This is a genomic window from Brevundimonas sp. GW821-FHT10E09, assembly GCF_058809375.1.
The window spans coordinates 66844-79849 of the sequence record NZ_JBXASO010000004.1 but is presented as its reverse complement, the minus strand read 5'-3'; the positions used below and the strand labels follow the sequence as shown (position 1 = coordinate 79849).

Annotated in this window: 14 protein-coding genes and 1 pseudogene; 12 read left to right on the top strand and 3 right to left on the bottom strand. The window is 70.8% G+C overall.

What is annotated here, in order from left to right; translation table 11 throughout:
* Positions 1–51: 51 nt before the first annotated feature.
* Positions 52–1026 (bottom strand): alpha/beta hydrolase, encoded by a 975-nt coding sequence (locus AC1RSI_RS05020; RefSeq protein WP_008260191.1) that lies wholly within the window; start codon positions 1024–1026, stop codon positions 52–54.
* Between the two features lie 92 nt (positions 1027–1118).
* Here AC1RSI_RS05020 and AC1RSI_RS05015 point away from each other — a divergent pair, with 92 nt between their 5' ends.
* The gene (locus AC1RSI_RS05015) at positions 1119–1298 is read left to right on the top strand and encodes a hypothetical protein (protein WP_008264376.1); all 180 of its coding nucleotides are present in this window, start codon (positions 1119–1121) and stop codon (positions 1296–1298) included.
* Here AC1RSI_RS05015 and AC1RSI_RS05010 read toward each other — a convergent pair.
* Positions 1295–3112, bottom strand: coding sequence for an ABC-F family ATP-binding cassette domain-containing protein (locus AC1RSI_RS05010; RefSeq protein WP_008263494.1), 1818 nt, complete (start codon positions 3110–3112; stop codon positions 1295–1297). The two genes, AC1RSI_RS05015 and AC1RSI_RS05010, sit on opposite strands and share 4 nt — an antisense overlap.
* Before the next feature lie 83 nt (positions 3113–3195).
* On the opposite strand from AC1RSI_RS05010, the gene AC1RSI_RS05005 reads away from it, so the two are divergent.
* From AC1RSI_RS05005 to AC1RSI_RS04975, 7 genes and pseudogenes are all read left to right on the top strand, one after another.
* Positions 3196–3774: a TetR/AcrR family transcriptional regulator gene (locus AC1RSI_RS05005; protein ID WP_008262040.1), complete on the top strand. Its 579-nt coding sequence runs from the start codon at positions 3196–3198 to the stop codon at positions 3772–3774.
* On the top strand, positions 3771–4109 hold the full coding sequence (locus AC1RSI_RS05000) for a DMT family transporter (protein WP_154726786.1): 339 nt from the start codon (positions 3771–3773) through the stop codon (positions 4107–4109). Before AC1RSI_RS05005 ends, AC1RSI_RS05000 begins: the two co-directional genes overlap by 4 nt.
* 110 nt (positions 4110–4219) lie before the next feature.
* Positions 4220–4693: a YcgN family cysteine cluster protein gene (locus AC1RSI_RS04995; protein ID WP_008259885.1), complete on the top strand. Its 474-nt coding sequence runs from the start codon at positions 4220–4222 to the stop codon at positions 4691–4693.
* 522 nt (positions 4694–5215) lie between these two features.
* A pseudogene (locus AC1RSI_RS04990) lies at positions 5216–5356 on the top strand (phage tail tube protein); the annotation flags it as partial.
* Positions 5357–5415: 59 nt separating this feature from the next.
* Positions 5416–5691: a GTA-gp10 family protein gene (locus AC1RSI_RS04985; protein WP_447941636.1), complete on the top strand. Its 276-nt coding sequence runs from the start codon at positions 5416–5418 to the stop codon at positions 5689–5691.
* Positions 5688–5876, top strand: a complete 189-nt coding sequence (locus tag AC1RSI_RS04980; RefSeq protein WP_447941591.1) for a phage tail assembly chaperone — start codon at positions 5688–5690, stop codon at positions 5874–5876. Before AC1RSI_RS04985 ends, AC1RSI_RS04980 begins: the two co-directional genes overlap by 4 nt.
* On the top strand, positions 5866–6396 hold the full coding sequence (locus AC1RSI_RS04975; protein ID WP_447941590.1) for a phage tail tape measure protein: 531 nt from the start codon (positions 5866–5868) through the stop codon (positions 6394–6396). Before AC1RSI_RS04980 ends, AC1RSI_RS04975 begins: the two co-directional genes overlap by 11 nt.
* A gap of 53 nt (positions 6397–6449) precedes the next feature.
* Here AC1RSI_RS04975 and AC1RSI_RS04970 read toward each other — a convergent pair whose 3' ends face one another.
* The gene (locus AC1RSI_RS04970; protein WP_154727083.1) at positions 6450–7151 is read right to left on the bottom strand and encodes a DUF805 domain-containing protein; all 702 of its coding nucleotides are present in this window, start codon (positions 7149–7151) and stop codon (positions 6450–6452) included.
* Positions 7152–7248: 97 nt separating this feature from the next.
* Between AC1RSI_RS04970 and AC1RSI_RS04965 the strand changes: the two genes are divergently transcribed.
* The 4 genes from AC1RSI_RS04965 (at position 7249) to AC1RSI_RS04950 (ending at position 12953) form a co-directional block, all read left to right on the top strand.
* On the top strand, positions 7249–7860 hold the full coding sequence (locus AC1RSI_RS04965) for a DUF2460 domain-containing protein (RefSeq protein ID WP_008262481.1): 612 nt from the start codon (positions 7249–7251) through the stop codon (positions 7858–7860).
* A gap of 116 nt (positions 7861–7976) precedes the next feature.
* Positions 7977–8621 (top strand): phage/gene transfer agent baseplate hub protein, encoded by a 645-nt coding sequence (locus AC1RSI_RS04960; protein ID WP_154727082.1) that lies wholly within the window; start codon positions 7977–7979, stop codon positions 8619–8621.
* A 179-nt stretch (positions 8622–8800) separates the two neighbouring features.
* Positions 8801–9214, top strand: coding sequence for an NlpC/P60 family protein (locus AC1RSI_RS04955; RefSeq protein ID WP_447941589.1), 414 nt, complete (start codon positions 8801–8803; stop codon positions 9212–9214).
* 10 nt (positions 9215–9224) lie between these two features.
* Positions 9225–12953: a baseplate multidomain protein megatron gene (locus AC1RSI_RS04950; RefSeq protein ID WP_492322665.1), complete on the top strand. Its 3729-nt coding sequence runs from the start codon at positions 9225–9227 to the stop codon at positions 12951–12953.
* Positions 12954–13006: the final 53 nt, after the last annotated feature.

Genomic DNA, 13006 nt, shown 5'->3' with positions numbered 1-13006 from the left:
AAGTCTCTGGAGGTAGGTGAAATCCCTCAGTCCTACAATCGGGAATTTTCCTTATGACTTCAGGCGTCCGTTGAGCCAGGCGCGGACGGCCCCCCGCGCCCCCCGCGCGGCCGGGCCGCCGAAATGCAGGAAGCCGTGGGGGACTTCCGGCACGCGGATCAGGTCGGCCTCGGACGCCTCGCCCCAGCGGGTCGCCATCAACAGGCTGTCCTCGAACAGCGGGTCGTATTCGCCGGCCAGGAACAGGGCGGGCGGCAGGCCGGTCAGGTCGGCGTACAGGGGCGAGACGTCGGAACGGCGCAGGCCCGCCTCGTCGCGCTCGGGCGCCAGGCGGGCCAGGTCGGCCTGCATCGTGGGACCGTTGAACAGCAGGGTGTCGGGATCGGCCGAGCGGACGCTTTCCGTGCCCGACAGGTCGAAGACGCCGTAGGTGAAGACGCAGCCCTTGACCAGGTCGATCAGCCCCTGGTCGCGCAGGGCCACGGCGGTCAGGGCCGCCAGATGGGCGCCGGCGGATTCGCCGGTCAGGAAGACGGTCGCCGCGCCCAGCCGGTCCACATTGGTGACGGTCCAGTGGGCGGCGGCCAGACAGTCGGATATGGCGGCCTCGATATAGATTCCGCGCCGCTCGGACAGCAGGCGATAGTCCACCGAGACGACGCAGAAGCCGTGGCGGGCCAGATGGGCGTTCAGCCGGTCGTTCAGCCCGGCGCTGCCCAGCACCCAGCCGCCGCCGTGGATGTCCAGGATGACGGCGCGAGGCGGACCTTCGGGCCGCAGGATGCGCAAGGGCACGGGCTGGTCGCCTTCCGTCTGCACGATCTCGACCGTGACGCCGCGCTTGCGCAGGCGCGGCACGGTGATCGCCCCGGCCGCCGCGTCCAGCCACAGCGACAGCCGCTGCCCGGCGTCGATCCGCCAGGCGTCGGTGCGCAGGCGCGGCGCCCGGGCCAGGACAGCGTTGATCCGCCGCACGGCCGCCTGCTGGGCGGGGGCGAAATCGACGACATGGGTGCGCAGGGTCATGTCAGTGGAGTGGGTGACGGCGGGTTTGGTTTCAAGGGGCGGCGGCGCCGGCCAACTCGCCAAACGCTGAAATCCGCCATAAGGTCGACGCCATGAAAAAGCTCACTCCGTTCGGCGTGCTTCTGATCTTCGGGCTGATCGGCCTGTTGACCAAGGATTTCGGCCTGTGGTTCGCCTTCGGCCTCGTCGCCTTCATCGCCGTGGGCGTGGCTCAGAACCGCCGCGGGGGATCAAAGACCCCCGCGGAAGGCGACGACGAAAAGGAAGGCTAGCTCGCCAGGGCCGCCTTCTTCTCTTCCAGCTCCAGCCATTCCAGTTCGGCGGATTCCAGGTCGGCGCGGGCCTTGTCGGCGGCCTTCATGGCGGCGTCGAAGGCCTTGGGGTCGCGGGCGTAGAGGCCGGGGTCGGCCAGCGTCGCGTCGTGTTTGGCGATCTGGCCGGGCAGGGCGTCGATCAGGGCCTCCAGCTCCTTCAGGCGGTGGGCGTCCTTGAAGGTCAGCTTGCCGACCTTCTTGGCGGCGACAGCGGGGGGCGGGGCCTCGGCGGCGCGCTGGGCGGCGGCCTTGTCCTGAGGGCGGGGATTGGCGCCGGGGCGCAGGAAGCCGGGGTTCTGGCGGATGAAGTCGGTCCAGCCGCCGGGGGTCTCGACGATGTCGCCGCGCCCGTTCAGGGCCAGGGTCGAGGTGGACAGCCGGTCGATGAAGTCGCGGTCGTGGCTGACCAGGATCAGGGTGCCGTCATAGTTCTCGAGCAGCTCTTCCAGCTTGTCGAGCGTGTCCATGTCCAAGTCGTTGGTCGGTTCGTCGAGGATCAGCAGATTGGCCGGCTTGGCCAGGGCGCGGGCCAGCAGCAGGCGGTTGCGTTCGCCGCCCGACAGGGTCGAGATCGGTTGGCGCAGCTGGGCCTCTGAAAACAGGAAGTCCTTGGCGTAGGCGGCGACGTGTTTGGACACGCCGCGCACCAGGATGCTGTCGCCGCCGCCCGGCGTCAGGGCGTCCCACAGGGTCATGTCCGACTTCAGCCCCTCGCGCGACTGATCCAGATAGACGGATTCCAGATTGGAGCCCATGCGGACCGTGCCCTCGTCCGGGGCCAGCTCGCCCAGCAGGGTCTTGACCAGGGTGGTCTTGCCCGCCCCGTTGGGGCCGACGACGCCCAGGCGGTCGCCGCGCATGATGCGGGTGGTCAGGTCCTTGAACAGGGTGCGGCCGGCGAAGCCCTTGGATACGCCCTTGATCTCGGCGACCAGCTTGCCCGACGTGCCGCCGGAATCGACGCCCAGATACAGTTCGCGCGGGGCGTCCTTCATCTTTTCGGCGCGTTCGGCGCGCAGGGCGTCCAGCGAGCGGGCGCGGCCCTCGTTGCGGCTGCGGCGGGCGGTGATGGAGGAGTAGAAGGTGACGGTCTCGCGCTCGATGGTCTTGGTCAGGCGGCGCAGGGCCTCGGCTTCCTCCTCCTGCACCTTGGTCGACCATTCGTCGAACTCGACGAAGCCCTTGTTCAGGGTGCGGACGCGGCGGTTCTCCAGCCAGTGGACCGTATTGGTGACGCGGTTCAGGAAGGCGCGGTCGTGGCTGACGACCAGCAGGGCGAACCGGGCCTGGATCAGCTCGTTCTCCAGCAGTTCGATGGCCAGGATGTCGAGGTGGTTGGTCGGCTCGTCCAGCAGCAGCAGGTCGGGCTCTTCGGCGAAGGCCTTGGCCAGGGCGGCGCGTCGGGTCTCGCCGCCGGACAGGCCTTGGGTCGATTTCTCGGGATCCAGGCCGAAGGTGGCCAGCCAGCTCTCGGCCGTCCAGGTCTCGGCCTCGCCGGACGAGGCGTAGTCCAGAAGGGTTTCGCCGGTGATTTCCGGTTCCTGCGGCACATAGGCGAAACGGACGGCGGACTGGACCGAACGGTCGCCGCTGTCGGGCTCGATCAGGCCCATGACCACCTTCATCAGGGTGGACTTGCCGGCGCCGTTGCGGCCGACGAGGGCCGCGCGGCTGCGCGGTTCGACCGCGAGGTCGACGCCGTCGAAGAGGGGGCGCTGGCCGTCCTGAAGGCGGACGTCCTTGAGTGCGACGAGGGGGGGTCTGGCTGCCATTGGCGGCCATATAGAGGAGGGACGCTCGATCCGCCACGGCCTTTGGGATTTGACAGATACCGTCCAGACGGTATGTAGCGGTCATGGACATCACGACACGCCGCCGCGCCCCCGACGACACCCGGGCCGAAATCATCGAAAAGGCGCTGGAAGTCGCCGCCGAACTGGGGGCGTCGGGCTTCACCCTGGATGCGGTGGCGGCGCGGACGACGGTCAGCAAGGGGGCCTTGCTGCACCATTTCCCCAGCAAGATCGCCTTGCTGGAGGGGATGATCGACCATCTGGGGGAAATGCACACCGACAGCGTCCTGGCCGAGGCGGCCCGGGACCCGGAGCCCTATGGCCGGAATGCGCGGGCCTATCTGCGGGCCACGGTGATCGAGCCCTTCACGCCTCAGGACATCAGCATCGGACGGGTTGTCATGGCCGCCTGCGCCATCGAACCCACACTGGCGCAACGCTGGAACGGCTGGATCGCCAAGGTGAAGATCGACGATCCCAGCGACCCGGTCGGCGCGGACGACGCATTGATGCTGAGGCTTATCGCGGACGGACTGTGGATGTCGGACATCTTCGGCACGCATGCGGTGTCGCTGGACCAGCGGCGGGCCCTGCTGTCGCTGCTGACGCCCGGCCATCTGATCACGGCCAACGAGGCGTGAGCCCCATAACCTGGGCCGCCCTGCTGGGGGCCATCGGGCTGGAGGTCGTGGGCACGACCCTGTTGCAGCAGAGCCAGCAGTTCACGAAGGCCTGGCCGACGGCGGGGATGGCGGTCTGCTACGGCCTGGCCTTCTATCTGCTGTCGGTCGCGCTGAAACAGATGCCGGTGGGGATCGCCTATGCGATCTGGAGCGGTCTGGGGGTGGTGGCGATCTCGGTGATCGGGGCGGTCGCGTTCCGCCAGAGGCTGGATTGGCCGGCGATCGCGGGCCTGGCGATGATCATCGGCGGGGTGGTGGTGATCAACCTGTTCTCAAAGACCGTCGGTCACTGAGCCGGGGGCGTGGGCGAACGGAGAGACCTGTCGAAACAGGGATGCTATGGGCCGGTCCAAGTCGCGGCCGCCATCTGATCGCCGCATCCACCGATTAGGCGCGCCGTCCCATGATCCCCGTTCCGTCCCCGCTTCAGCCCTATTGGGAAACCAAGACCCTGGTCGAGATGTCCACGGCCGAGTGGGAGGGACTGTGCGACGGGTGCGGCCTGTGCTGCGTGATCCGGTTCGAGGACGAGGATTCGGGCGCGGTGATCCCGACGCGGGTCCACTGCAAACTGTTCGATTCCGCCGCCTGTACCTGCGCCGACTATGCGAACCGCAAGGCCCAGGTGCCGGACTGCATCAAGCTGACGCCGCACAATATCCAGGCCCTGGCGTGGATGCCCAAGTCCTGCGCCTATCGCCGGTTGCACGAGGGGCGGCCGCTCGCGGCCTGGCATCCGCTGGTCTCGGGCGATCCGGAGACGGTGCATACGGCCGGGGTGTCGGTGCGGGGGCAGACCATCTCGGAGCTGTCGCTGGCCGAGCCGGAGGATGCGCTGGATTTCGAGGCGCCGGAGTGGGCGGTCGAACGCGGGTAGGGCGTTTTGCTGGCCTATCGCGCCTCGCGCTGCTTGAGGCCGGTTATGTCGGGCTTTCGGCGTCAACTGTTACAATGACGCTGGTCCAAATCGCTTAAATACAAACGCTTATGCTTTTCTCGGGGCGAGTTTCCAGCCTGAGGACGCTGGTGCGTTATGGTTTGGGCATGGCGGGAAAAGGCGAAGAGACGGGAACGGGCGGCCGCTGGCTGGCGTCCCTGTTCGAACGGCTGAAGACGGCGGTCGAGCGTGCGACCGACATGATCTGCAGCGAGGAACCCGAGACCCTGGATGAGGCGGAAAAGCTGGCGCGTCGCGCCGGGGTGATTGCGCGCGCCGCCAAGCTGGTGGACGCGATCCGCCCGCGCGTCGAGGCCGAAGACAGCGAAGAGGACGGGATGGGTGGACGGATCTACGACCCCGAAGAGGACGAGCGACTGCGACGCGAGTTGGAACAAGGCCCTGCTGGACAATGCGGCGCGGCCGTCGGGGGCGCTGGTCTATGGGGCGCAGAAGGGCGAGCGGCTGGTGGTGCCGGACTTCGGCGTGCTGGAGGGGCCGTTCCTGGTGGCGGCGCTGGAATACGCCGGCGAGCACGAGGAGGAGGCGACCTTTGCGCTGAGTTTGGCCAGCGCGGGCGAGATCGGGTTTTCGGCGATATGAGCGGCGGGAACTGGCCCCCCTCGGGCCGCGGGGCGGCCCTCTCCCCCCAAGGGGGGGAGATTGGCGCGCGCGGGGAGGGGGCGGTGGTGCTGGGCGGGGTGCGGCGTCGGGTGTGTCTGACCCTGGGCGCGTTGGCGGAGATCGAGACCGGGCTGGGGGTCGAGGGACTGGCGGCGGCGGCGGAGCGGATGAAGGCTCTGTCGGCGCGGGATCTGATGGTGGTGCTGGCGGCGGTGCTGCGCGGGGGCGGAGAGACGGCGCCGGATGTGGCCGGGGTCGAGCCGCGCGAGGCGGCGCGGGCGGTGGCGGCGGCGTTCGAGGCGGCGGCGCGGTGACGTCTGCACAGACACCGTGGGGCGAGATGCTGTGGGCGGCGATGCGGATGGGAATAGCGCCGGAGGCCTTCTGGCGGCTGTCGCTGAAGGAGTGGCGGATGCTGACCGCGGCGCCGCGCGGAACGGCGCCGATGGGTCGGGCGGGGCTGACGAAGCTGATGGAGGACTGGCCGGATGACGGATGAATTCGGGCGCGGCGGGATCGAGGATCTGCCGCTGAAGACCGCCGAGGCCGGGGCGGCGCTGGAGGCGTTGAAAGGCCCGGCCGAGGATGCGGCCAATGCGATCGAGGCGGCGTTCGGACGGGCGGGCGACAGTCTGACCCGGTCGCTGGCGCGGGCGGCGGCGGACGGGGAGGTGTCGCTGTCGGAACTGGCGAAGGCGGTGCTGGATGCGGTCAACGCGGCGGCGGGGTCGGGCGGATCGGGCGGCGGACTGAGCGCGGCGATCCAGGCGGCGATAAGCAGTTTCGGCGGGGCGCGGGCCGACGGGGGGCCGGTGCTGGGCGGTGCAGCCTATCTGGTCGGGGAGCGCGGGCCGGAGGTGTTTCGCCCGGCGACCGGCGGCGAGGTCGGCCCCGTCTCTGGCGGCGGAGTGACGGTCAATGTGGCGGTGGACGGCGGGGCCCCGGCCCTGCTGCGCTCCGAGGCCCAGATCGCCCAGATGCTGGCGCGGGCGGTCAGCCTGGGGGCGCGGCGGATGTAGAAACGCCGCCCCGTCGAGGACGGGGCGGCGCTGAAGTCACTCAGGCAATGAGGCTATTCGCTCTTGGGGTTCGGGCCGAAGCGGTTGTCGCCCTGATCGCCTTCCACCAGGCCGATCCACAGCAGGAAGGCCAGGGGGACCAGGGCGGCGAGGACGAAGGCGCCCACGGCCGGTCCCATCATGGCGAAGAGAGCGGCGGGATTGTTCTCGTAATAGTCGGCGCCCACGCCGCCGGCGATGGCGGCGCCCATCACCATGAAGAAGCCGATGATCAGGAAGACGGTCGATGCGACCCAGGGGATGGCGACCAGCCAGCCGGTCTTGCCCATGTCGTGCAGGCGCTTCACCGAAATGGCGAGGTTCGGCCAGATCAGCACGAAGCCGAGCAGGTTGATGACGGGGATCCAGCTGATGACCACATTGACGCCCAGCAGGACCAGCCAGCCGATCCAGAAATGGCTACGACGGACGCGGCCCTCGAACGACAGGAACAGCTTCTGCCAGTCAAAGCCGGCGAGGGTGGTGTCGGTCGAGGCGGATAGGCCGCCGGCGACGCCGACGGTCGAGGGGGCGCCGGCCAGGATCAGGATCTGTGTCGCCTCTTCACCCTCGGGCACGAAATCGACGCGGACGCCGGCGGCGGGCACGGCCGGCGACTGAAGGCTGGATGAGACGAAACTGTAGCGCACGCCGTCGTCGCCGCTGATCAGGCCGGCTCCGGCCGTGGTGTCATAGCTGAGGATTTCGCCGCGCAAGTCTTCGCTCCCGTCTCGATACGGCCATTGCGGCCGCGATGGGGCGAGCATGGACGAGCGGCGCTCTGCGAACAAGTGAAACAGGGGACAGGTTCGGATGGACTTCCATGAGGTGCGGCTGCCCGCGCGGCTGGCCTTCGGCTCGACCGGCGGGGTCGAGCGAAGGACGGAGATCACCACCCTGGGCTCCGGATTCGAGCGGCGGTCCAGCCCCTGGGCGATGGGGCGTCGGCGGTATCTGATCGGGGCGAACCTGAGGTCGCTGGACGACATGGCGGCGCTGATCGCCTTCTTCGAGGCGCGGCGGGGGCGGCTGTACGGGTTCCGGTTCAAGGACTTCGCCGATTTCAAGTCGTGCGCGCCCAGCGGGACGGTCTCGGCGGGGGATCAGGCGCTGGGCGTCGGCGACGGGGTGCGGACGGTGTTCCCGCTGATCAAGGCCTATGGCGACGTGGAGCGGTCGATCGTCAAGCCGGTCGAGGGGACGGTCAGGGTCGCGGTCGGGGGCGTCGAGACTTCGGGCTTTGCGGTGGACGCGGCGACCGGGGCGGTGAGCCTGGCGGTCGCGCCGGCGGCGGGCGCTGCGGTGACGGCGGGCTTTCAGTTCGACACCCCGGTGCGGTTCGACACGGACCGGATCGAGACGACCCTGGAGAGTTTCGACGCCGGGCGGATGGCGGCCGTTCCGCTGATCGAGGTGCGGGTCTGAAGCGGGTGAATGGTGAGTGGTGGATGGCGAGGAGAGGGGCGGCGTGGCTCGGGAGGCCGCCGCTCACGATTCACGATTCACGATTCACGAGTCACGCCCTCACGACAGAGGTGACGATGAGAGACATACCGGACGAAATGGCCGCCCGCATCGAGAGCGGGGCGGCGAGGCTTTGTCATGTCTGGCGGCTGGAGCGGGCCGACGGGGCGGTGACGGGGTTCACCGATCATGACCGCGACCTTGTGGTGGACGGATTGGTCTGTCGGGCCGGGAGCGGCTGGACGGCGGGGGCGGCGGAGAGCGCCGTGGGCCTGGCGGCGGGCGCTGTTTCGGCGGCGGGCGCGCTGGATGAGGCGGCGATCACCGAGGCGGATGTGGCGGCGGGCCTGTTCGACGGGGCGAAGGTCGAGCTGTGGCGGGTGGACTGGTCGGAGCCGAGCCTGAAGGTGCGGCTGTGGGCCGGAACCCTGGCGCGAATACGCCGCGAGGAGGGGCGGTTCCTGGCCGATCTGGAAGGGCCGCTGGCGAAGCTGGAGCGGGTGGTCGGGCGGACCTATGGCCGGATGTGCGACGCGCGGCTGGGGGATGAACGCTGCGGGATCGCGGCGGCGGGGCGGCGCTGTGACAAGCGGTGGGAGACCTGTGTCGGGACGTTCGGGAATGGAGTGAATTTCCGGGGGTTCGCGGACGTGCCGGGGGATGACTTCCTGACGGCCTATCCGGCGGGAGGCGCGCGGAACGACGGCGGGAGCCGGCGGTGAGGGGAGCGACGACGGTGATTTCTCCCTCCCCCTGCGGGGGAGGGGCGTCAGCGCGCAGCGATGACGGGGTGGGGGCGGCAGGGGCAGCGGACGCGGGTCGCCTGGCCCTTCCCACCCGGTCTCGCCTCCGGCTCGACCCCCCTCCCCCGCAGGGGGAGGGAGAGGCGCGTGCGGCGGCGGTGGTTGTTGCGCGGGCCTGGCTGGGGACGCCGTATCGGCATCAGGCCAGCATGAAGGGCGTGGGGGCGGACTGTCTGGGGCTGGTGCGCGGGGTGTGGCGCGAAGTGGTGGGGGAGGAGCCGGAGGGGCTGCCCGCCTATTCGCCGGACTGGGCCGAGACCGGCGGGCGCGAGACCCTGCTGGAGGCGGCGGGGCGGTGGTTGAGGCCGGTCCCGGTCGAGGCGATGCGGGCGGGGGATGTGCTGCTGTTCCGGATGTCGCCGGGGGCGGCGGCGAAACACTGCGCCATCCTGAGCGACTGCGGCGGGCCGGAGCCGAGGATGATCCACGCCTATTGGGGACGGGCGGTGGTGGAGAGCTGGATGGGGACGTGGTGGCGGCGAAGGCTGGTCGCCGTGTTCCGGTTTCCTTGAGGAGGCGTAGATGGCGCAAGTCGTACTGAGCGCGGTGGGGCAGTCGGTCGGGGGGCCGGTCGGGCGGGTGATCGGGGCGACGATCGGGCGGGCGATCGACAATCGGGTGGTCGGGTCGCTGTCGCCGGCGCGGCAGGTCGGGCCGAGGCTGGAGGCCCTGAAGGTGCAGGGGACGGCGGAGGGGGCGCCGATGGCCTGTGTGTTCGGGCGGGCGCGGGTGACGGGTCAGGTGATCTGGGCGGCGCGGTTCCTGGAGGACAAGGCCAGGGGACAGGCGGGCAAGGGCGGGCCGAAGACGGTCGACTATGTCTATTCGCTGAGTTTCGCCGTGGCCCTGTGCGAGGGGGAGATCGATGGGATCGGCCGGGTCTGGGCCGACGGACGGCTGATGGACCTGAACGGCGTGGCGATGCGGGTGTATCGCGGGGGCGAGGACCAGACGCCCGATCCGCTGATCGAGGCGGTCGAAGGGGCGGCGCCCGCCTATCGGGGCACGGCCTATGTGGTGTTCGAGGACCTGCCGTTGGGGCCGTTCGGGGACCGGGTTCCGCAGTTGAGTTTCGAGGTGTTCCGGCGACCGCGCGGGGAACAGGCGCGGCTGGAGGATATGCTGGAGGGGGTGTGTCTGATCCCCGGCGCGGGGGAGTTCGCCCTGGCGACCGAGACGGTGATGCGGCGCGAGGGGTTGACGCGGACGGCGGCGGAGAATGTCCACAACGGCGAGGGCCGGGCGGACCTGGTCGTGTCGCTGGACCAGCTGCAGGCGCAGCTGCCGAACCTGAAACGGGTCAGTCTGGTGGTGGGATGGTTCGGGGATGATCTGCGGGCCGGGCGTTGCCGGGTGCGGCCGGGGGTGGAGCGGCGCGACAAGCCGACCGAACCGATGGACTGGTCGGTGGCGGGAGTGGAAAGGCATGAGGCGTACGAGGTCAGTCGGGCCCCCTCCGTCGGCTTCGCCGACACCTCCCCCAGCGGGGGAGGATCTGCCCCGGCCTATGGCGGGACGCCGTCGGACGAGAGCGTGCGACAGGCGATCCGCGAGCTGAAGGCGCGGGGGCTGGAGGTGACGCTGTATCCGTTCGTCTTCATGGACTGCCCAGGCTATCCGTGGCGCGGACGGGTGGCGGGCGTGGACGGGGCGGGGGCGACAGCGGAGATCGCGGCCCTGTTCGGCGGGGCGGACGATTGGGGGCTGCGGCGGATGGCGCTGCACTATGCCCGGATCGCCGCCGAGGAGGGGGCGGACGGCCTGTTGATCGGGTCGGAGATGCGGGGGGTGACCTGGACGCGGGATGCGGCCGGGGGCTTTCCGGCGGTCGAACAGTTCCGGGCGCTGGCGGCGGAGTGCCGGGCGGTGGTCGGGCCGGGGGTGAAACTGTCCTATGCGGCCGACTGGAGCGAATATTTCGGGCGGCAGACGGGCGGGGAGGTGGTGTTTCATCTGGACCCGCTGTGGGCCGATGAGACCATCGATCATGTGTCCATCGACTGGTATCCTCCTCTGACCGACTGGCGCGAGGGCGACGGCGGGGTGGATTCCGCGGTGTTCGATGGGGCGGCGGACCCGGCCTATCTGGCGGCGGGCGTCGCGGGCGGCGAGGGGTTCGACTGGTTCTATGCAGGCGAGGCCGACCGGGCGGCGCAGGCAAGGACCCCCATCGTCGATACGGCGCATGGCGAGGACTGGCTGTTCCGGCCCAAGGACCTGAAGGGGTGGTGGTCGAACCTTCATCATGACCGGCCGGGCGGTGTGCGGGCGGCGACGCCGACGGCCTGGGTTCCCGGCATGAAGCCGGTGCGGTTGTCGGAGTTCGGCTGTGCGGCGGTGGACCGGGGCGGCAATGCGCCGAACCTGTTTCAGGACCCCAAGAGCAGCGAGAGCCGCCTGCCGCCGGGATCGACCGGGGCGCGCGACGACGCGGTGCAGCGGGCGGCGCTGGAGGCGGTGCTGAGTCATTATGCGGCGGCCGTGAACAATCCGGTGTCGGCGGTCTATGGCGGGCCGATGCTGGCGGGGGCGGACGCCTGGTGCTGGGACGCGCGTCCCTATCCGGCCTTTCCGGCGCGGGGGGACGTCTGGGCGGATGCAGGGGCGTGGCGGGCCGGGCACTGGCTGAACGGACGGCTGGCGGGGGACGGGCGCGACCTGATCGCGGCGGTGCTGGCGCGCGGCGGTCTGGCGGCGGACGAGAGGGCGGTTGAGGGCGTCGAGGGGGCGGCGGCCGGCTATGTGATCGACCGGCCGATGCGGACCCGCGATGCGCTGGAACCGCTGCTGGCGGCGTTCGACGCGGTGGCGGCCGAGCGGGACGGGCGGGTGGCGGTGCTGGGGCGGACGGCGACCTGCGCCGACCTGACGCGCGCGGCCCTGGCCCTGCCGGAACAGGGGGCGGCGGAGACGGCGACGCGCGCGCTGGAGCCGCGGCCCGGCGAGGCGCGGGTGCGGTTTATCGACGAGACGGCCGACTATCAGACCGGGGCGGTGGTCGTGCGGACGGACATCGGTGAGCCCGCGACCGGCGGCGGGGTCGATCTGGATCTGCCGCTGGCGTGCGGGGGCGGTCTGGCGCGGGCGGCGGCGGAGCGGGCCCTGGACGGGGCTGGGGCGGAGACGACGACCCTGGCGCTGGGGCCGCTGGAGGCCTTGCGGCTGGAGCCGGGAGATGTGGTGCGGCTGGAGGGCCGCGAGGGCGACTGGCGGGTGACGCGAACGACGGCGGACGAGGCGCCGTCGGCGGTGCTGGAGCCGGTCGGGGTCCGGCGGACCTTTGAGGATCAGGGCGGCGGGCGCGGCGGCGAAGTGCTGGCCGTAGTCGGGGCGCCTTTCGTGCGGGTGATGGACCTGCCGCCCCTGATGGGGGGCGAGGACGACGGGCGGCCGGTCGTGGCGGCGGCGGCCGAGCCGTGGCGGCCGATGCGGCTGCACGCCGGGGCCGGGGCGGAGACTCTGACGGCGCGGGGCGACTTGGAGACGGCGGCGACGGTCGGGGTTCTGGTCCAGCCGCTGGGGCCGGGGGTTCGCCATCGCTGGGACGAGGTTCAGGCGCTGACGGTGCGGGTCGAGGGGGCGGCGCCGCAGAGCGCCTCGGCGCTGGCGGTGCTGGGCGGGGCCAACGCCCTGGCGGTCGAGACGGCGGCGGGGTGGGAGGTGGTGCAATATCGGTCGGCGACCCTGGTCGGGGCGGACACCTGGCGGCTGAGGGGCCTGTTGCGCGGACAGCAGGGCACCGAGGTCGAGATGAGGGCGGGGGCTGCGACGGGATCGGTGGCGGTGTTTCTGGACGAGCGGCTGGCGCGGGCCGAAATCGGGCGCAACGAACGGGGGCTGCCGCTGATCTGTCGCGTCGGACCGGCGGGGGCGGCGCCGGGCGGGGCGGGGTTTCGCGAGGCCGGCTTCACCTTGCAGGGCCTGTACGCCCGGCCGTGGTCGCCGGCGGGGCTGATTGTGGAGGCCGGGGCGGAAGGATGGACGGTGCGGTGGACGCCGCGCGTGCGCCTGTATGGGGACGGATGGGACGGGGAGCCTGCGGGGGTGGATCCGATGCGGTTCCGGGTGCGGGTGACGGACGCCGAAGACGTGCGGCGAACGATGGAGGTCGAAGGGACGACGCTCCTGTATTCCGCAGCCGATATGGGGGCGGACTTTCCTGGGGGCGTGACGCCGACGGCGCGGATCGGCATTGCGCAGTGGGGCGAGGGGTTCGGCTGGGGCGTGGAGGCGGAAATCGGCCTGATCTGAGCAAATATGCCGGGTCCGGCCCTTTGCGGGGGCGGGAGCATGGCTTAACTGAC